The 20,041-nt window shown below is 55.6% G+C and carries 18 protein-coding genes; 16 read left to right on the forward strand and 2 right to left on the reverse strand.

Going from position 1 to position 20,041, the window contains the following annotated elements; all coding sequences use genetic code 11:
• The first annotated feature begins 41 nt into the window (after positions 1 to 41).
• The 8 genes from A3709_RS18925 (at position 42) to A3709_RS18960 (ending at position 12,136) form a co-directional block, all read left to right on the forward strand.
• Positions 42 to 482, forward strand: coding sequence for a hypothetical protein (locus tag A3709_RS18925; protein WP_156507852.1), 441 nt, complete (start codon positions 42 to 44; stop codon positions 480 to 482).
• A 97-nt stretch (positions 483 to 579) separates the two neighbouring features.
• The gene (locus tag A3709_RS18930) at positions 580 to 2,088 is read left to right on the forward strand and encodes a hypothetical protein (protein ID WP_066058229.1); all 1,509 of its coding nucleotides are present in this window, start codon (positions 580 to 582) and stop codon (positions 2,086 to 2,088) included.
• 85 nt (positions 2,089 to 2,173) lie between these two features.
• Complete coding sequence (locus A3709_RS18935) at positions 2,174 to 3,094, forward strand: peptidylprolyl isomerase (protein ID WP_066058231.1); 921 nt, start codon at positions 2,174 to 2,176, stop codon at positions 3,092 to 3,094.
• 2 nt (positions 3,095 to 3,096) lie between these two features.
• Positions 3,097 to 4,017 (forward strand): glycosyltransferase family 2 protein, encoded by a 921-nt coding sequence (locus tag A3709_RS18940; protein ID WP_066058657.1) that lies wholly within the window; start codon positions 3,097 to 3,099, stop codon positions 4,015 to 4,017.
• Positions 4,018 to 4,086: 69 nt separating this feature from the next.
• Positions 4,087 to 7,695, forward strand: coding sequence for a glycosyltransferase (locus A3709_RS18945; RefSeq protein WP_066058234.1), 3,609 nt, complete (start codon positions 4,087 to 4,089; stop codon positions 7,693 to 7,695).
• A 39-nt stretch (positions 7,696 to 7,734) separates the two neighbouring features.
• Positions 7,735 to 9,690 carry a sulfotransferase gene (locus A3709_RS18950; protein WP_066058237.1) on the forward strand — a complete coding sequence of 652 codons (1,956 nt, stop codon included), beginning with the start codon at positions 7,735 to 7,737 and terminating at the stop codon, positions 9,688 to 9,690.
• A 32-nt stretch (positions 9,691 to 9,722) separates the two neighbouring features.
• Positions 9,723 to 10,976, forward strand: a complete 1,254-nt coding sequence (locus tag A3709_RS18955) for an AmpG family muropeptide MFS transporter (protein WP_066058239.1) — start codon at positions 9,723 to 9,725, stop codon at positions 10,974 to 10,976.
• The gene (locus A3709_RS18960) at positions 10,973 to 12,136 is read left to right on the forward strand and encodes a hypothetical protein (RefSeq protein ID WP_066058243.1); all 1,164 of its coding nucleotides are present in this window, start codon (positions 10,973 to 10,975) and stop codon (positions 12,134 to 12,136) included. Before A3709_RS18955 ends, A3709_RS18960 begins: the two co-directional genes overlap by 4 nt.
• On the opposite strand, the gene A3709_RS18965 is transcribed toward A3709_RS18960, so the two are convergent.
• Positions 12,114 to 12,422, reverse strand: coding sequence for an MGMT family protein (locus A3709_RS18965; protein ID WP_066058660.1), 309 nt, complete (start codon positions 12,420 to 12,422; stop codon positions 12,114 to 12,116). The genes A3709_RS18960 and A3709_RS18965 overlap by 23 nt on opposite strands.
• A gap of 74 nt (positions 12,423 to 12,496) precedes the next feature.
• On the opposite strand from A3709_RS18965, the gene A3709_RS18970 reads away from it, so the two are divergent.
• The 5 genes from A3709_RS18970 (at position 12,497) to A3709_RS18990 (ending at position 17,168) form a co-directional block, all read left to right on the forward strand.
• Positions 12,497 to 13,510 carry a YdiY family protein gene (locus tag A3709_RS18970; protein ID WP_197484292.1) on the forward strand — a complete coding sequence of 338 codons (1,014 nt, stop codon included), beginning with the start codon at positions 12,497 to 12,499 and terminating at the stop codon, positions 13,508 to 13,510.
• A 56-nt stretch (positions 13,511 to 13,566) separates the two neighbouring features.
• A complete protein-coding gene (locus A3709_RS18975; protein ID WP_082850221.1) occupies positions 13,567 to 13,992 on the forward strand; it encodes an FxsA family protein in 426 nt (141 codons plus the stop codon).
• 197 nt (positions 13,993 to 14,189) lie between these two features.
• Complete coding sequence (locus A3709_RS18980) at positions 14,190 to 14,480, forward strand: co-chaperone GroES (protein WP_066058249.1); 291 nt, start codon at positions 14,190 to 14,192, stop codon at positions 14,478 to 14,480.
• 50 nt (positions 14,481 to 14,530) lie between these two features.
• Complete coding sequence (groL, locus tag A3709_RS18985) at positions 14,531 to 16,177, forward strand: chaperonin GroEL (RefSeq protein ID WP_066058251.1); 1,647 nt, start codon at positions 14,531 to 14,533, stop codon at positions 16,175 to 16,177.
• Positions 16,178 to 16,466: 289 nt separating this feature from the next.
• Entirely contained in the window at positions 16,467 to 17,168 is a 702-nt protein-coding gene (locus tag A3709_RS18990; protein ID WP_066058253.1) for a crotonase/enoyl-CoA hydratase family protein, read from the forward strand.
• Positions 17,169 to 17,260: 92 nt separating this feature from the next.
• On the opposite strand, the gene A3709_RS18995 is transcribed toward A3709_RS18990, so the two are convergent.
• Positions 17,261 to 17,842: a Fe-Mn family superoxide dismutase gene (locus tag A3709_RS18995; protein ID WP_066058259.1), complete on the reverse strand. Its 582-nt coding sequence runs from the start codon at positions 17,840 to 17,842 to the stop codon at positions 17,261 to 17,263.
• Between the two features lie 145 nt (positions 17,843 to 17,987).
• Here A3709_RS18995 and A3709_RS19000 point away from each other — a divergent pair, with 145 nt between their 5' ends.
• From A3709_RS19000 to frr, 3 genes are all read left to right on the forward strand, one after another.
• Positions 17,988 to 18,608 (forward strand): antitermination protein NusG, encoded by a 621-nt coding sequence (locus tag A3709_RS19000; RefSeq protein ID WP_066058262.1) that lies wholly within the window; start codon positions 17,988 to 17,990, stop codon positions 18,606 to 18,608.
• A gap of 123 nt (positions 18,609 to 18,731) precedes the next feature.
• A complete protein-coding gene (pyrH, locus tag A3709_RS19005) occupies positions 18,732 to 19,481 on the forward strand; it encodes a UMP kinase (RefSeq protein ID WP_066058265.1) in 750 nt (249 codons plus the stop codon).
• 2 nt (positions 19,482 to 19,483) lie between these two features.
• Positions 19,484 to 20,041: a ribosome recycling factor gene (frr, locus tag A3709_RS19010; protein ID WP_066058268.1), complete on the forward strand. Its 558-nt coding sequence runs from the start codon at positions 19,484 to 19,486 to the stop codon at positions 20,039 to 20,041.

Consider the following 20,041-nt stretch of genomic DNA (forward strand, 5'->3'; position numbering starts at 1 on the left):
TAATCGCGCCCCTCTCTAGTTAAATGATCAAGAAAAACAGTATGTTAGCCAAGATTTTGCGGCCTCTGATGCTGCTGCTTACCGTCTTTTTGGTGGCTTGTGACCAGCCCGCGGAGGAGTCAACGGAGCTCAATGATGCGCAGCGTAATGCGCTTGAACTCCGAGTCGAAGAACGGTGGCGAGCAAGGATTGCACACGACTGGGAAAAGGCCTGGGAATACACCTCTCCCGCTTACCGAGAAGTTTTTCCTAAACACCTGTATGTAAAAAAGTTTTCATATACGGCGAACTGGGAGTTGACAGGTTTGGAAGTCACCAATTATGATCCCTCTGCAGCTGTGGCAAGTGTGGTGGTGCGGGTCATGTCCTCACCTACCAAACAAACCTCTGCAGCGGCTAAAGCGATTGGTACGATGCCACGCGAACTGCACGAAAGGTGGATCCTTGTCGACGGTGAGTGGTGGTTCAGTGCTAATTATTAGTTGTTTATGTAAGTTGACAGCTGGCTGCAGCTAGCAATAATAGCGCTAGCAACTTTTACTTTAGGTTGTAAACAAGACTAAACATTAGGAGTCTCCTATGAACGCAAACTTTAAGCCTCTCGGCCTTGCTGCTGCAGTTGCAACTGCAACCGCTGGCTACGCAGGTGTTGCGAATGCACAGTCCTACGCATCTGCGACTGAGCTTGGCGACCTGGCTATCGTTCCTTACTACACAGTACTGGAAGGCTATGCCACCGGCGTAAACATCATCAACACTTCTGAGCAGACCCAGGTCATCAAGTTCCGCTTCCGTCGCGCGACTGATTCCATGGACGCTCTGGACTTTAACGTTGTACTGTCGCCTTACGACATGTACACCGGCTTCCTGTCCGCTGCTGGCGACGATATCACCTGGACGTCTAACGACAACAGCTGTACCGTGCCTGCGATGAATGGCAACACTTTCACAATGCCTGGCATCTACCGTGCAGACGCCGACACTGGTTACATCGAAATCATCTCCATGGGTTCTCCCGCAGATGAAAGCATGAACCTGGCTGTCAACGCTTTGCACGATTCCGACGGCATGCCCGAAAACTGCGACGCGGTTCGCGAAAACTTCTTCGACATGGAAGGCGAGGACTACGGTAACATTGACAGCGCGACCACTATGGATAATTCCACTCCTAGCGCCACCAATGATCCTGTCACTACTTACGTAGCGTCTCCTGACTCTCTGAAGGTTTCTTACTTCATCAAGTCTGACGAAACTGGTGTTGAATTCGGCGACAACGCTGTACACGTTGCTGGTTTCCTCGATGTGCCTGCGATGACTAACCAAGAGAAAGGTATCTTCTCCGGCGACCTTACCGGTTTTGACTACCCAGACCTGAACGGTGGTGTGCCGACTGATCCGGCAAGCCGAGGCAAGTACAATGAGCTTCGTGGGATCCTCGCTGCAGAGCAGCTGATCAACGACTGGTCCAAGAACTCTGCTGGCGACTTCACCGTCGACACTGACTGGGTTATCACTTACCCCGGCCAGTACTCCATGCTGGCTCTGCCGACTTACCTGACTAGCCTGATTGACGAAGACGTTGACTGTAAGCGTACGTCTGACCTCACTCTGGGTACCGCGGCTCCTTGTGACTTCCGTGACATCCCCATGACCGCTTCTATCACTGTTTACGATCGTGAAGAGCAGGGCATCGTGGTTGAAGATGGCGAGCTGGTAGTTTCTCCTCAGCCTCCCATCGACACTCCAACTCTGGAACTGCCTTACGAGGTTAACGTAATCCAGTGGGGCGAGACTCCTGTACTGAACGCTCCCGTAGCGATCACTGGCCTGGCGACTCCTCCCGGTGCAGTCTTTGGTTGGGCGTCTCTCGAGACTGAGCCTGCTGAAGGCATGCTGATGGTATGTGATTGGGATCTGGCAGGCCTCGTTGGTACTCCAACTGATGTGTCAGATGACTACACTTGTGCCGCCGCCGAAGGCGACGCTGCAGTCGTTGGTTTCGTAGCTTGGCAGCGTGCTTTCGCTTCCCTGCCTTCTGCAAACTACGGCCGCATCGTAGAGCACAGCCGCGTTCAGTCTGCCAGCTAAGCTGTAGGCTATTCGCTTCAAAAGCCGACGCCTTAGGGTGTCGGCTTTTTTGTACCCCCCTTTTACGAAACAGATTGGTTTAACAATGAAATTTCTCAAGATAACAGTCCTGCAGCTGCTTGTTCTTCTGTCCGCAAACACAACGGCCTCTCCCCAGCAAGACAACCCGGTTGCGGTACAAGACGGTGATGTGGTGATCACAGAACAGGAATTGGCGTATCTTGTGACGACATGGACAGGCCAAATGCGCAGCGTCGCCGCTGAGGATGAAGGCGATCGCCTGGAGCTGCTGAATTTGATGATGGCCAACAAGCGCGTCGCCGCTGAGGCGGATGAACTCGTGAACGATAACCCCGAGCTGTACTATCAATACCAGCATGCGCTTGAGGGCTTCAAGCGTGACTTTGTACTGCGGACCTACAAAGACAGCATCGAGAGTCCAGATTTTACCGATCTGGCTAGAGAGCAGTACGTCGTTAATAAAAACAAATATGCGCTTGTTCCAGAAACCCGACTATCGTCTCATATCCTTTTTGAGGTTCGGCCTGGAACATCTGCTGACATCCGCAATGTGGTCAGGGAAGAAGCTCAGGCCGTACTCGATGAACTGCGTGCTGGCGCCGATTTTGAAGAGATGGTGACGCTTCATTCTGACGAGCCCGGTGCCTCACAGCGAAAGGGCAAGTTCGACCGCTGGATTCGGTACGGAGACGCAGGTGTAAGTGCCCCTTACGTGGAAGGATTGTTCGCAATTCAGGGCGTGGGTGTCTATTCTGACCTGGTTCAAACCCAGTTTGGCCTGCACATCATTCGCCTCGACGGTATTCAGGAGAAAAGCTACAAGCCTTTTGAAGAGGTGGCTGGCAAGATCGTGACTGACCTCCAAAACGAATTCATCAAGCTCTCTATGAAGGACTTTGTTACCAAATTTAATTTTAGTGACGATGTCATGGTTGACGAAGAGGTCGTCACTCGCGTTCTGGCGCCTTACCAACCACAGCAGTGATCTTGGAGCTGCCTCGCCTTGCCGTCCTTCTGTGTACTTACAATGGGGGGCGGTATCTGGCGGAGCAACTGCACTCCATAGCAATCCCGGACAGTTACTCCGGTGCTGTCTTTGCGTCGGACGATGCTTCCACCGATAACACACTTGAGGTGCTGGAGCGCTATGCCAGAGGTTCCTCGCTGCCGCTCGAGGTGAGGGCAGGGCCAAGAAGCGGGCACGCAGCCAACTTTCTATCGCTGGTATGCGCGCCCGGCATTGACGCTGACTACTTTGCCTACGCCGACCAGGATGACCTTTGGGACAGTGACAAACTGGCCCGGGCGCTCGAGTATCTCTCCCGGCTGGACGCGCGAGAACCCGCGCTCTACTGCGGTCGCACCAGGACGGTTTCGGAGAGAGGTGATATTGAGGGCAATAGTCCGCTATTCACGCGTCCGCCGTCCTTTGCCAATGCGCTGATCCACAATATCGGTGGCGGCAACACTATGGTCTTTAACAGGGCCGCTCATGAACTGCTGCAGCGCGCTGGTGTGGTCGACGTGGTAAGCCACGACTGGTGGACCTATCTGCTGGTGACCGGTGCTGGTGGCAAGGTTATCTACGATCCGTCGCCGTCTCTTTCCTATCGACAGCACAGCGCCAATTCTATTGGTGCCAATACGGGCATGCTCAACCGCAGCCAACGCTACCTCTGCTTTCTCTCAGGCCGCAATCGAGGATGGAATGCGCGCAATCTGCAAGCGCTTTCGTCTGTCAGCGGCTTGCTTACCGATGAAAATCAACACCTGTTAGAGGTCTACACTGAGATGCGTGAAGGTGGAGTGCTCAGTCGAATGAAGGCATTGCGCAGCGGTGGCTTCTATGCCCAAACCAGTTGGGGTAATTTTGGGCTTCTTGCCGCCACTTTGTTAAAGAAAATCTAAGCAGTTTGCGTATAATGCGTGGGCATAACTAATGGTTAATTCCCGCTCTTTGTCCTAGTTTCTGAATATATGTCCAACCCAGAAAAGCTGATTGTGGTGCTGGGCGCACACCGCTCTGGTACGTCGCTCTGTGCAGCTGCGATAGAAGCCCTAGGCGCGAGTGCCTGCCTGGGCGAGCACTATGCCAATGCTGAAAACAGCAAAGGTTTTTTCGAACATCCTGATATTATTGCTTTTAATGACCGGCTGCTCAATCACCTGGGGGGAAGCTGGGACAACCCCTTGTTCGAGGGCAGTGAGGCTATCGCCGCTGCCAAACTTGACGACTGGGTTGAGGAAGCCAGGGCCTTGTTTACTGAGATTTACGGCGCGGCTGAGGCTGTGGTTCTCAAAGACCCCCGTATTTGCCAGCTGCTGGATTTCTGGAAACCGGTATTCATTGCAGCCGGCGTTGCCCCGCAAAATACTTTCTACGTTCATACGCTGCGCGACCCGGTTGAAGTCGCGCTTTCGCAGCGTAGCCGGGCACAGTCGAATCTGGACTTCTATGAATTCGGCCGAGAACTGGCCGAGGGCGCTGCACTGTGGCTTGCACTCACGACCCAGGCGATGGCGGCCACTCGCGATGATGCGGTTTACTACGTGTCTTATGCGGGGCTTATGACGAGCCCTGACGAAGTGCTGCAAGGTCTGGCGGCGTTCACGGGCTTGCAGGCGGATTCCGACAGCGTTCGCGACTACTGTGAAGGGTTTGTCGACAGCGCGTTGTATCGCAGCAGCGCCAGTGACGATGCTCGCGAGCAGGTTCGCGCAACGCTTCCCCAGGTGTTTGCATACGAATCAACTCTGCATCCGGTTCTCGATACGGGTAAGCATGCCCCGGCATTGGTAGATGCCTGCCTTGCAATCGCCAGCGATTCGCAAACCCGGGCGGCGATGGTGGCAGCGGTCAGCCCTGCACTGTCGCGATTGAGCGAGGCATGTAGAGGCGACAGGCTGGAGCGCAGGCGCGGTGAGGAAGTCATCGCCGACCTTGAAGCGCAGGCACGCGAATTGAATGACAATACGGAGCGTATGCGCCTTGACCACCAGGCAGTGCTGGAGCCGCTGGAGGTCGAGGTAAAGAGCCTGCAGGATGGCACCCGCCAGCTCAAGTCACAATTGAGCGAGCAGCACACTGAAATTACCCGGGTTAACCAGGTTGCCGAGGAGCACTGGGCGAACATAGGCAAATTGGAGACGACCCTGGAAGAGAGCAGGGCGGAATGGTCAGGCAAGGTCGAAGAGTGGTCGCGCAAGGCCGATGAGCTGGGGAACGAGATCACCGTATTGGGTGAAGAGCGTGACTACCTCGGTGAACGCATTCACGAGATGGAACACTCCAGCTCCTGGCGTTTGACCCGCCCGTTGCGGAGCGCGAGTTTCCGCATTCAGCGCCTGAGGGCCTGGAGCGCCAGTCAATGGGTGCAGTTCCGATTAAAAGCTATCCTGATTTATCACCGCATGAGTCTGCGTTATCCGGCGCTGGCCTGGACTATTCGTCGTCTGGTAAGGCCGTTCTTCCGGCTGGCCAATCGCCTGACCAATGTGGAAGCGCGTGACATGCACACGTCTGCGAGTCCTGGTTTGCTAACCCCTATGCGCTACCAGCAGCAGGAGCAGAGTGAAGGATATGCGCCGCTGGTATCTGTGATTGTGCCCAACTTTAATCACGCGCCGTACTTGCCGCTGCGGTTAGAGTCCATTTTCTCCCAGTCATACGAAAACTTTGAGGTCATTCTGCTGGACGACGCCTCCAGCGATGACAGTGCCAGAGTGCTGCGGGAATTTCACGATCGCTATCCCGATAAATCCACGCTGGTCATCAACGAGCAGAACTCTGGCGGCGTATTCCACCAGTGGGAGCGCGGGCTTAATCTGGCCAAAGGCGACATCGTCTGGATCGCGGAGAGTGACGACTGGTGTACCGAGAATTTTCTCGAAACGTTGGTGCCGTATTTCGAAAACGAGGCCATTACCCTGGCCTATGCTCGCACCGTGTTCATGGACGGTGACGGCGAAAAACAGATTTGGTCGATTAACGAGTACCTGCACGATATCGATCCGCAGCGCTGGAACGCGCCGATCATCGAAACAGGACCGGCTATTGTGCGTGAGGCTTTTGCGGTCAAGAACATTGTGCCGAATGTTAGCTCGGCGTTGTTCCGCACCCCGCGGCAGTTGGAAATTCTCGACGATCCTGAATGGCGCAAAATGCGCACCTGCGGCGATTGGGTACTGTACCTGCACCTCCTGCGTGGCGGAATGCTGGCCTATTCCCCCGAGGCCTGCAATTATTACCGGATTCACGGTCAGAACACCTCGGTCAGCTCCTACTCACAGGATGCGTTTTATCGCGAGCATGAAATGGTCGCCAAAACAGTGCAGCGCTATTTTGATGTCCCGGTCAGCGTGTTCGAGCAGTTGCGTGACAACCTCGAAATTCACTGGCGCGAAACACGCGGTGATTATAGTGATGAGGCCCTGGAGAACTGCTACAGCCTGGCCTGCATAGCGTCCGAGGACGAGCAGAGAGCGCCCAACCTGCTAATGGCATCCTATGCGTTCTGCTCGGGTGGTGGAGAAACCTTCCCGGTTAGTCTGGCGAATATCATGAAGCGGTATGGATATAACGTGACCTACCTGGACTGCGCCCGTGAACCGCGGATGGAGGGTGTGTACGGTAAGCTTCGCAAAGATATTCCCATCGTATCCGACTTCGGCCAGCTGGAGCGGATTATTGAGGATTTCGACATCGATCTGGTGCACTCACACCATGCCTGGATGGATAGCACGATTCTCGATTTGCTGCCGGAAGATGTAGATTGCAAGACCGTGGTGACCTTGCACGGCATGTACGAGACTATTAACGAATATGACCTGAGGCCCATTCTTCCGCGCCTGGTCAAGCGCAGTGCGCGCTTGATATATGTTGCCGAGAAGAACCTGGAGGCGATTAATCGCCACGGTCTGCTGCAGTACGCGCGTACCAGCTGTATCGACAACGCCCTGGAGCTTGAAAACTTCGAGCCGCTGAGCCGCGAGGTGCTCGGGCTGCCCGAAGACGCGTTTGTCTTTACGCTGGTCAGCCGCGCTATGGCGGAAAAGGGCTGGGCTGAGGCTATTGCCGCCACCGGCGTTGCGCGCGAGCAAAGCGGTCGTGATATCCATCTATTGCTGGTGGGTGACGGCCCTGAATACGATCGTCTTGCGACCAGTGAGCTGCCAGACTACGTGCACCTGGAAGGTTTTCAGCGCAATGTGCGCGGCTACTTTGCCGTGGCCGATGTGGGCTTTCTGCCATCGAAGTTCCGCGGTGAGAGTTTCCCTCTGGTGATTATTGAATGCCTGCAGACAGGCGTGCCTTATCTGGCCACTGATCTGGGTGAAATTTCGCGTATGCTGGACAGCAGTCAGGGGCCAGCGGGTGCGGTGGTCCCCCTGGATAACCACGAAATTGATATCGCTCGTCTGGCAAGTGAAATGGCGCGCCTGGCGGGAGATGCTGACTATTACGCTTCACTGCATGCAGCGGTACCTGCTGCGGCCGAAAAATTTGATCCTGCGGTACTGGCCGAAAAACATGACGAGGCCTATCGTCTCGCGCTGCTCGAGCCAGGATTACACGCAACCGTATAGCGAGAACCCGGTGCTCAATCCGGGTTATAGAGAGGAAGAATGAAGAAGAAGTTGTACGTGCATATCGGCATGGGTAAGACCGGTACCACGGCATTGCAGAATTTCTTCTGGGATAACCGCAAGGCTCTCAAGGAGCGGGATATCTGCTACCCGCGTCAGGGCATTATGTCCAACGCGCACCACCTGCTGTCACCGCATATTCCCCGTTTCCTCGAAGACCAGTGGAATTTCCAGACGGTGGAAGAGTGGGCGCCTAAGCTCGCCGACTGCGCCGAGGGAAATGTGTTGCTCTCTTCGGAGCTTATGGCCTGGGCTGAGGAATCCAAAGCTCGCCGTTTCTGTGCACAGGTGTCAGCCTGGTTTGATGTGCACGTGGTGGTATACCTGCGCCGACAGGACAACATCATCATGGCCAGCTACAACCAGCAGATTAAGGCCGGGCCGCAGAAACGTCGCATCGATCTGATTTACCGGAAACAGCAGGAACGCTTCGACTACCTGAAAGTGCTGGCCCCCTGGGCTGATTCCCTGGAACCTGGCAAATTGATTGTGCGCCCCTATGAGCGTGAACAGTTCCACAAAGGGGATATCCGCCGCGATTTCATGTACCACGTGTTTCGTCAGGACATCGCCGAGGATAATTTCAGCCTGAAAAGCGGCAACTCTAACCCGCGTCTTTCACTGGCCGCAGGCGAGTACAAGCGGATGATTAATACGCTGGTGACTGACTCCAAGAAGAATGAGCGCTTTAATCAGTTGCTCATGCGGTTCTCGGCTGAAAAAGACCAATCTTCCACCAGTTATTTTGCCAGTCAGTCATTACTGTCACCGGCCCAGCGCCGCGAAATCCTCGATGCCAGTGCGCATGCCAATGAGGTGATTGCCCGAGATTACTTCGGGCGGGCCGATGGCAAGCTGTTTTACGAGGAAGAGCCTGTTGGCGATGAGCCCTGGGAGGGGATCGACTTGTCGCGGGCTGATGCGCAGGAGATTACCACTTATATCAAAGGTCAGGATGCCAAGTTAATGCGGCACCTGGCGGGCAAGATTAACGCGCACAAGGATGACCTGGCCTATCAGATCAGACATTCCGCCCGGTTCCTGTCCCACAGTGTATTGGCAGCCGGTGAGGCGGTACCGGTTTACCGCATCGCGCGGGAAGACGCTGCGCCCATTGTTATTGGCGGTCTCGGCGGCAGTGGTACTCGACTGGTTGTGACACTGCTGCGCCGTATGGGTGTGCATTTTGGCGGCGAGCTCAATGATTCGCTGGATAATCTCTGGTTCACTCTGCTGTTTTTGCGTCGCTCGCTATTGCTGAAATCGGATGACGAAGTCGAGAAGTTGAGCTGGATTTTTGCCAATGCCATGCGCCACGGCGTGGAACTTTCCGAAGAGCTGCGTGTTCTTCTTGACGAGGCCACAGCGCTTGACCGGGCACCGGTCGTGCCGGCAGAGCATTTGCAGCGTGCCCGCGATTCGCTGTTGCACAGTCCAACCCACGATCGTCGCCACGAGCACTGGGGCTGGAAGGAGCCGAATTCACACATCATGCTGCCGCAGCTGGATCGCTGCTTCCCAGACATGAAATACGTTTTCGTGGTGCGCAATGGTCTGGACATGGCCTTTAGTGACAACCAGAACCAGCTCAAGTATTTCTGGGGTGAGCTGATGCTCGATCAGAAGCTTGAGCCTGCCCCGGCGGCTGCGTTGCGTTACTGGGTGGCGAGCCACAAGAGGATGCAGGGCTTCCGCAAGCGTCTGGGGCACCGTCTTCATTTTCTCAGTTTTGATCGCCTGTGCGCCGATCCCGAGGGAGAACTGGAAGCGCTGCGGGAATTTGCTGCGATTCAGATCAGTAAAAAAGACATGGCCGACATTGCCGCGTCGGTGCGTGCCCCTGCAACTGCAGGCCGTTTCCGCGATCAGGACCTGTCGCAGTTTGACCCTGCCGATATCGAATTTGTCCGTCAGATGGGGTTCGATGTCGATTGACTATCGGCCCCTGAGGCACCGGGAGGGTTGCAGTGAGTAACCCCGCAACGCCCTGGCGCGAGGCGATTTTTAATCGCCGCATGCTGATTTGTATCTTTACTGGCTTTGCCTCAGGCCTGCCGCTGTATGTCTTGATTCAGCTGGTGCCGGCCTGGTTGCGCGAGGGGGGAGTGTCCCTCACCGAGATCGGCTTCTTCGCGCTCATTCTTATGCCTTACAACTGGAAGTTCTTGTGGGCGCCATTCCTGGACCGCTGGGAATTGCCTCTGCTGGGGCGCCGTCGCGGCTGGTTACTGCTCTTTCAGCTCGGCCTACTGCTGTCGATCGGGCTACTTGGCTGGTTCCAGCCCGGTTCTCAGACCGCCACGATTGCTTGGGCAGCGCTGATTGTCGCGTTTTTCGGAGCCAGCCAGGACGTTGTCATTGATGCTTATCGTCGCGAAATCCTGCCGGATGAGGAACTCGGGCTAGGTAACTCTATTCATGTTCAGGCCTACAGGCTGTCCGGCCTGATTCCGGGGTCGCTGTCACTGATTCTGGCCGACATTCTGCCCTGGGAGTCAGTATTCTGGATTACCGCCGGATTCATGCTGGCGGGCATTGGCATGACGTTGTGTGTTGCTGAACCTGAAACGGAGCGCCCCCCGGCGATGGGACTGTATGGCTCTGTGGTGGCGCCGTTTAAGGAGTATCTGCAGCGCAAAGGCTGGCAGGCTTTGTTGCTTATTCTGTGCTTTATGTTCCTGTATAAGCTCGGCGATAACATGGCGACGGCGTTATCCACCCCGTTTTATCTGGACCTCGGTTTCACCAAGACCGAAATAGGTCTTGTTGCCAAGAATGCGGCACTTTGGCCGGCGATCATCGGCGGACTGCTCGGTGGCGGGCTCATGATTAAGCTCGGTATTAATCGCGCCCTGTGGTTGTTCGGCGTCGTTCAGGTTGTCAGCATTCTGGGCTTCGCCGTGCTGGCGGCCAGCGGGGCCAAGCTCTGGTTGCTGGCATTGGTGATTGGTTTTGAGTATTTGGGGGTCGGCCTGGGTACGGCGGCTTTTACTGCCTTTATTGCCCGGGAAACCTCCAAGATGTACGCTGCGACCCAGTTCGCCTTGTTTACCGCGCTGGCTGCATTGCCGCGCACGTTTGCCAATGCCAGTACCGGATGGATTGTCGAGCAGATCGGCTGGGTAGAATTTTTTGTGCTTTGTGCCGTGCTGGCTCTGCCGGGCATGCTACTCCTCTTCTGGGTGGCCCCCTGGCGCAGCGATGAGAGTGTCAGATCGTGAAGCGTCTGGTGATTCATGCCGGCATGGCTAAAACCGGTACCACGACCATTCAGGAATCCCTGGGCGAGATGGCCGCCGAGCTGCGCTCAGCCAATGTGTTTTACCCGGGCTGGCGGCCCTACAATCACTCATATGAACTGGCAGCCCTGTTTCGCCGTAACCCCAAGGTCGGGTTTTATTATCGCCAATTTGCTCCTCCGTCAGATGAGGCCTGGGAAGAAGAGCGAGAGCGTTTGCTAGAACAATGGCGCGCGTTCTTTACCTCCTTCGACGAGGGTACGGCAATTGTCTCCGCAGAGGGGCTAGAGCAATTTTTTGTCGATGAGTTGCGTGCGTTTCTGGATTTCGCCGAACCGTTCTTCGACGAATGTGTCGCGGTTATCTATGTGCGTCATCCGCTGACGTCTATCAAGAGTCGTTGGGAGCAAGCAGTCAAGCAGCTCGATGCGCTCTCATCAGGCGAAGCGCTGTTGCAGGATTGCAAGCGCCGTACGCGTTTTGCCGCCGTGCGACGCTGGGCAAACGCGATTGGCGAGGACAGGCTGAAAGTGCGGGCATTTGACCCCGATCAGTTTGTGGATGGCAACCCTGTCGATGATTTTTTACACTCGATCGACCTGGGGTATCTGACGCTGCCAATAGCAACTGAGCGCGCCAGCAATACGTCGTTGGGTTTCAACGGCACTTCACTCTTATTGCAGCTTAACGGCCAGTACCCCCTCTATCTGGATGGGGTTTATAACCCGGAGCGGGGTATGACCCAGCATCAGGAACTACTGCATCGCCTGATGCGGGAAATCGAAGATACGCCGTTATCCATCGATGTGAAGTTCAATGATGAAGAAGCGGCAGCAATCAATCACGAAATTGCACTGGTTAATCAGTTCTTGCCCGGTGATGCGCAGTTTGCACAGGTACAGGCCAGTGATGGTGAATCGGACGTGCCTGAGCCGGACAAGGTTGCACCGCGCTACGTTGCCGCGCTGGTCAATGGCCTGCTGGGCTTGTTAGAGCGGGAAAAGGCCGACCGACAGCATCTTGCGCGAGAGGTGAAGCGGCTATCGACCGAGATGTTGGCACGGGAGGATGAGCTTGCGGCCTTGCGTGAACTGTACCCGGAAGACGACGAGGTTGCGGCTAGTCCCAACGATAACGATTAAGGTCGATAGATTTATTGGCCTTGAAGCCGACACCCTCTGCCTCCAGTCTTTCCCTTTGGGTATACTGCGATGCAGAACCTTCTGGCAGTGAAATGCGCCCCTGCGAGTTAACTACCCGGTGCCAAGGAATACGGGTATCTTCAGGGAGTCCCTTAAGCGCTCTGCCGACCCGCCTTGCGGCGCCTGGCAGTCCTGCCTTGTAAGCCACATCGCCGTAGGTCGACACCTTGCCCTCGGGAATGAGTAATACGACCTGCCAGATGCGTTCATTGATATCAGTGTTCAACCGTGCGACCCGCACCACGAGAAAACAGATAATCCATGCACCATAAAATTCTCCGGTTCGGCTCTGCAGTGTCTTTGACTCGATCAATCCTGTTGTTGTTGGCAGTGCTTTTTACATCCCACAATGCATTAGCTGATCGCATATATTTCACTGATGGAGAGTCTATCACCGGCGTTATGGTCGGCATAGATGACGGCAAGGTGAGTTGGACGTCGGCGATACTCGGCGATTTACAAATTGAACTCCGCCACGTGGATTTCATAGAGAGCGGCGACCACTTCGACCTCAAGCTGACGGGCGAGGAACTCCACAATTGCTGGATGTTCGTGAAGCTGGATGAGCAGCATTTGCATTGTGATGAGGGTGTGCGGCCCTTGTTGGACTGGAAGCTCGTGGTGGGGGCAGGGGAAACGCTGATGGATCCTCAGCCACTGTTGCAGCAGAAGGGCTTGGTAGCGCTGGCGCTTGAGGACTCATCTGGCAACAGCGATATCACCAAGTATGACGTCAATGCACGCAGTGAATTCCGGTTGTTGGACTCCCGTCATACCCTGGCGCTGCGCTATCAGGACGAAAGCGCCGATGGAGAGAAAACCCGTGAGTCCTGGCTGGGCAGCTACCAGTACGACCAATTTTTCACCGACCAGTGGTTTGTCACCGGGAACGGATTTTATGAGACCGATGAATTCAGGGAGCTGGATGAACGTTATTCCGTTGGTATGGGGATGGGATATCAGTTCCTGGAAACCGTCTATTTTGATCTGCTTGGCAAGGGGACGGTGAACTACGTAAACGAGGATTTCGCCACCGGCGAATCCCGCAGCCGTCCGGCATTCCTGTGGAATCTGGACTTTGCCTGGCGTATCGATGGGGGCGGGGTAGAAATGTTCCACCGCCACGCCTTGCTGCAGTCGTTTGAGGAGGGTACGGATTACGAGGTGAATACCATCACCGGCTTCAAGTATCCAATTAGCGGCCAGCTCAGCTCGGTGGTGCAATTGGAATACAACTACGACAATCTGCCTGCAGAACAGGCTATCGAAAAGGTCGACCGCAAATGGTCTGTGGGCGTCAACTACGCGTTTTAGAGACCTTGCAAATTCGTAGAGTGCCCCCATAGTTTCTTAGCGAGAGAGAGGACACAATGCGACTATTTTTTCTGCTTCTGCCATGGCTGGAGCTTTTCACATTAATTCAGCTGGGGATTGAAACTTCCGCGCTCACGGCTATTTTTTACGTGCTCGCCACGCTGGTGCTTGGAATGGCTATTTTGCGCCGTCAGGGCATGCAATTGTTCCAGCAGCTGCGCGAAACCCAGCAGGGGGCGGTCCTTGGTCCGCGGTTACTGGTGGATGATATGGCCATGGGCCTGGCGGGCATCCTGATTGCCGTCCCCGGCATATTGACCGATATTGCCGCCCTGGTGGTGGTGATCGGTCCCTTGCGCCGGCGTGTGGCCCGTTTTTTTGGCGCTCCCGAGCCAGAACCCTACCGGCCCCAGTATGATCAGTCTGCCGACTCCGTTATCGAGGGGCGATTTCGCCGCGTCGATGACGATATGAAACCATAAGGTATTGAAAATAAGTCTATAAATTTACTTTCAGGCCTTTCTGTCCAGCCCCTTGACCCCGCCGTAACTCGCACTAGAATTAGCACTCTCTCAAAAAGAGTGCTAGTCGCCCCTTGAAATGTTCCGGGGCGGCCCCATGAACCTAGCAGCGCCCCGCTGAGGGCTCTCATAACATTGTCACTAGGAGAAACAGACAAATGAGTATCCGTCCCCTGTACGACCGCGTGGTCGTTCGTCGCAACGCAGAGGAAGAAACCAGTGCAGGTGGCATTCTGCTGCCCGGTTCCGCCAAGGAAAAGCCCAATCAGGGCGAGATCGTTGCAGTTGGTGAAGGCAAGGTCCTGGATAACGGCGAAGTACGCCCCCTGGCCGTAAAAATTGGCGATACCGTGGTCTTCGGCCAGTACGCCGGCAGCAACACCATCGAAATCGACGGTGAAGAACTGATCATCATGGGTGAGAGCGAGATCTTCGCTGTGGTCGAATAAGACCCGCCCGAATAGAACACGACCAGATTAAGTTTTAAGGAATTTAGACGATGTCAGCAAAAGACGTATTTTTTGGCGACGACGCTCGCTCTCGCATGCTCAACGGCGTGAACACACTCGCCAACGCCGTTAAGGCAACTCTCGGCCCCAAGGGTCGCAACGTAATCCTCGACAAAGCCTTTGGCGCTCCTACTGTCACTAAAGACGGTGTATCTGTTGCCAAGGAAATCGAACTGGAAGACAAGTTCGAAAACATGGGCGCGCAGATGGTGAAGGAAGTTGCTTCCCAGGCTTCTGATGTGGCCGGTGACGGTACTACTACTGCCACAGTACTGGCTCAGTCCATCGTCAACGAAGGCTTGAAGTCTGTTGCCGCTGGTATGAACCCGATGGATCTCAAGCGCGGTATCGACAAGGCTGTTGCGGCTGCCGTTGAGAAGATCCTGGAAGCTTCCATTGCCTGTGAAGATTCCAAGGCGATTGCCCAGGTAGGCACTATCTCTGCTAACTCCGACGCCCAGGTAGGTGACATCATCGCCGAAGCCATGGACAAGGTTGGCAAAGAAGGCGTTATCACTGTTGAAGAAGGTTCCGGCCTCGAAAACGAGCTGGACGTGGTTGAAGGTATGCAGTTTGACCGTGGTTACCTGTCTCCCTACTTCATCAACAACCAGGACAGCATGAGCGTCGAATCTGAAGCGCCCTTCATCCTGCTGGTAGACAAGAAGATCTCCAACATCCGCGAACTGCTGCCCCTGCTGGAGCAGGTTGCCAAGGCTTCCAAGCCGCTGGTCATCATCGCCGAAGATGTTGAAGGCGAAGCCCTGGCCACCCTGGTTGTGAACAACATGCGTGGCATTGTTAAAGTTGCTGCCTGTAAGGCACCTGGATTCGGTGACCGTCGTAAGGCCATGCTGCAGGATATCGCTATCCTGACCGGCGGTACTGTGATCTCTGAAGAAGTGGGCCTGGACCTCGAGTCCGCCACTCTGGAACACCTGGGCACCGCCAAGCGCGTAACCATGGACAAGGACAACAGCACTATCATCGACGGTGCTGGTGAAGCTGCTGCTATCCAGGCGCGTGTGGGCGAGATCCGCACCCAGATCGAAAACACTTCTTCCGACTACGATCGTGAGAAGCTGCAGGAGCGCGTTGCCAAGCTGGCTGGCGGTGTTGCAGTCATCAAGGTTGGCGCCGCCACCGAGATCGAAATGAAAGAGAAGAAAGCCCGCGTTGAAGACGCCCTACACGCGACCCGCGCTGCGGTTGAAGAGGGTGTTGTTGCCGGCGGTGGTGTTGCCCTGGTGCGCGCTATTGCGGCTATCGAAGGCCTGGAAGGCGACAATGAAGACCAGAACCACGGCATTGCAGCTGCGCTGCGCGCCATGGAAGGTCCTCTGCGCCAGATCGTCAGCAACGCTGGTGACGAAGCCTCTGTGGTACTGGACAAGGTCAGCAACGGCGAAGGCAACTTCGGCTACAACGCTGGCACTGGCGAGTACGGCGACATGATCGAGATGGGTATTCTCGACCCCGCCAAAGTAACCCGCACTGCGCTGCAGGCCGCTGGTTCCGTGGCTGGTCTGATGATCACCACCGAGGTAATGGTTGCCGATGCACCTCAGGATGCGGCTGCGGCGGCNCCTGCCATGCCAGACATGGGCGGCATGGGCGGCATGGGCGGCATGATGTAAGCCCAGCCTCTCAGGCAAACCCAAAAAGCCCGGCCTAGTGCCGGGCTTTTTTGTTTTTTTTTGGGGGCATTTTTTGGGGACAGACCACAATTGTTCGGGGATCGACCGCGTTGTAGGGGACAGAGCACATTTATTTGGGGAGAGAACAAGGTACGACCCGGGGAGTGCGGTCGATCCCCAAATAAATGTGGTCTGTCCCCGAATGCTGGCCCCGGTTTTGGTGGCCTTTGCCGCCGGTTTGCACTACGGTATATGCCCTCAGAACAGAACAATCCCTCCAGAGGTATCCATGTCACAAATCGTCACCTTCACCGAAGAAGAAAAGTACTGCCTGATCCAGATGGATGACGGCAAGGCCAATGCCGTTTCATTTGTGATGCTCGAGCAGCTTGGTGCTGCGTTCGATCAGGCTGAAGCCGTGGGCAAGGTCGTTATCCTCGCGGGGCGCGCTGGCAAGTTTTCGGCGGGCTTCGATCTCTCCGTTATGGGGCAGGGTGGCGATGCGATGATGGATCTCGTTACCCGTGGTGGCGATCTGGCCCGGCGTATGCTGACCTTCCCAACCCCGGTAGTGCTGGCCGTTACCGGCCATGCCCTGGCCATGGGTGCGATTATGCTGATGTCGGCCGATTACCGCATTGGAACCTCAGGGCCCTTTAAGCTGGGTCTGAATGAGGTAGCTATCGGTATGACGCTGCCTTACTTCGGGGTAGAGATTGCCCGGGCCAAGCTTGCCCCGGCGCATTTTGATCGGGCCGTTAACTGTGGCGTATTGTACGACGCTGACGGTGGTGTAGCGGCGGGCTATGTGGATGAAGCCGTTGATGTGGACGGTGTGATGGCGCGTGCTGTTGCTGTGGCAGAACAGTTGTCTGGCATTAATATGGCTGCGCACAAGGCCACCAAGGAACGCGTTCGCGCGCCGCTGTTTGCCGCGCTTGAGCAGGCACAGCAGTTGGATGCGGAGAGCCTCAAGGCACTGATGGCCTGAGTATTTTCCCGCCAGGGGAAATCACTTATTCATAAAAAAGGCCCTGCACCGGTATCGGTGCAGGGCCTTTTCCATTGTTTCGCGATGCGAAATCAGACGAAGTTCGCGTTGACGAATTCCCAGTTAACCAGCGCCCAGAAGGCTGCCATGTACTTGGGGCGCGCATTGCGATAGTCGATGTAGTAGGCGTGCTCCCACAGATCGACTGTCAGCAGCGGTGTCACGCCTTCTTCAGTCAGCGGGGTAGCAGCATTGGAAGTGTTAACGATTGCCACGGAGCCATCTGCATTTTTGACCAGCCAGGTCCAGGAAGAGCCAAAGTTGTTGATGGCGCTTTCGGTGAAGGCTGTCTTGAACGCGTCGAAAGATCCGAAGGCTGCATCGATGGCTGCAGCGATATCGCCGGTGGCTTCGCCGCCGCCATTAGGGCTCAGGCAGTTCCAGTAAAAGCTGTGGTTCCAGATCTGGGCTGCGTTGTTGAAGACGCCGCCTTCAGAGGTTTTTACGACTTCTTCGAGAGTTTTGCCTTCCAGGCCATTGGCTGCGGCCAGGCCATTCAGTTTGTCGACGTAAGTCTGGTGGTGTTTGCCGTAGTGGAATTCCAGCGTCTCGGCGGAGATGTGGGGCTCGAGCGCATCTTTGGCGTAGGGCAGGGCAGGCAGTTCAAAGGCCATGAGCAGTGTCCTCAATGTCGGTAGTGGTGGATGTACAACAAGAAAACCCCTACGAAGCGTGGGGGCTAGAAATCGCGCCTTTCGCCGCGACGGCGCAAGTGTATAATCAACGGGCGACCACAACAATTAAAAAGGGGGGTATCGCATGATTCTCGAGTTTATTTTCCGCTGGGCCCACGTGCTGTTTGGCATTACCTGGATCGGCCTGCTCTATTACTTCAACTTCGTACAGACAGAATACTTCAAGGAAGCCGAGGCAGACGCCAAGGCCGATGCCGTAAAGAAACTGGCTCCGCGCGCGTTGTGGTGGTTCCGTTGGGGCGCCATGTTCACGTTCCTTACCGGTCTGGTCCTGCTGCACCTGGTCGGTGCATCAACCAACCTCAAAGGTATGCCGGTGATCTGGATTGGCTCCCTGGCGGGTATCCTGATGTTCCTGAACGTATGGCTCATCATCTGGCCTAACCAGCAGATTGTTATTGGCCTGAAAGAAGGCGACGGCCCTGCAGCGGCTGCGAAGGCTGGCCTGGCATCACGCACCAATACGCTGTTTTCTGGCCCCATGCTGTTCGGTATGCTCGGTTCCAAGCACCTGTACATCGCCGATATCAGCATGGCCGGTGTCGGCGCGTGCGCGGCGATTATTCTGGCGCTCGAAGCCAACGCCCTGTTCGGTAAAACTGGCCCGATGACCTCAGTGAAAGGTGTCATTCACTGCAGTGTCGCACTGACGGCTGTTATCTGGGCGTTGCTGGCTTTCCTGTAAGCACCAGGCAGTTCCTGAGAAGCCCGTTCGCGGGCTTCTTTTCGTTTGAATTTGCCGAAATTGCCGCTGGGGTGCCGGGCCTTGTTCCTGTAAGATAGCGTCCCAGTTCAGGAGAGGTGAGATATGCCCCAGATGACTGGTGAAAAGAAGTACAAGCGCATTCTGCTCAAGTTGAGCGGCGAGGCGCTGACCGGCAGTGAAGCCTTTGGCATCGACCCCAAAGTGCTCGACCAGATGGCGCTGGAAATCGGCCAGTTGGTTGGTATTGGTGTGCAGGTGGGCCTGGTGGTAGGTGGCGGTAATCTGTTCCGCGGCGCCGCGCTGCAGACAGCGGGTCTGGACCGGGTCACAGGTGACCATATGGGCATGCTGGCCACGGTGATGAATGCACTGGCACTGCGCGACGCGCTGGAACGCTCCAACATCTCCACCCAGGTCATGTCTGCGATTCCCATGAGTGGCGTGGTAGATCACTATGATCGCCGCAAGGCCATTCGAGCGTTGAATAACGGTGATGTGGTTATTTTTTCAGCAGGCACCGGTAACCCCTTCTTTACCACAGATTCGTCGGCCTGCCTAAGAGGCATCGAGGTCGATGCGGAGCTGGTGCTCAAGGCGACCAAGGTCGATGGCGTGTATTCGGCCGACCCCATGAAAGTGGCGGATGCCGTTAAGTATGATCGCCTCACTTACGATGAGGTGCTGGACAAAAAACTTGAGGTGATGGACCTCACTGCAATTTGCCTGTGTCGGGATCACGATATGCCGGTGCGGGTATTCGAAATGGAGAAGCAGGGCGCCCTGCTCAATATCGTCCGCGGTGGCGATGACGGTACTTTGATTGAACAATCGGCGCCACAGGAGGAATCATAAACGTGATCGACGATATTAAATCTGAAGCTGGCGAGCGCATGGAAAAAAGCCTCGACGCGCTGAATCACAATTTCAACAAAATCCGCACAGGCCGCGCGCACCCCAGCCTGCTGGATGGCCTGAAGGTCGAGTATTACGGTTCCGATACCCCCCTGAATCAGGTGGCTAACGTGAACGTGGAAGATGCGCGCACCCTGTCTCTGACTGCCTGGGATAAGACTATGATCCCGGCCATTGAAAAAGCGATTATGAAGTCCGACCTGGGCCTGAACCCGGCAACGGCAGGCGAGGTGATTCGTATCCCGATGCCGATGCTGACCGAGGAAACCCGCAAGGGCTATATTCGCCAGGCGCGCCAGGAGGCGGAGTCTGCTCGCGTCTCTATTCGCAATGCCCGTCGCGATGCCAATGGCATGCTCAAGGACCTCGTCAAGGAAAAGGAAATTTCTGAGGACGATGAGCGTCGCGGTCAGGATGAGGTGCAAAAGCTCACCGACGGCTTCGTTGCCAAAGTTGAAAAAATGTTGGCTGAGAAAGAAGCCGACCTCATGGAGATCTAG

This window comes from Halioglobus sp. HI00S01 (genome assembly GCF_001635445.1).
In the GTDB taxonomy this organism is placed as follows: domain Bacteria; phylum Pseudomonadota; class Gammaproteobacteria; order Pseudomonadales; family Halieaceae; genus Halioglobus; species Halioglobus japonicus.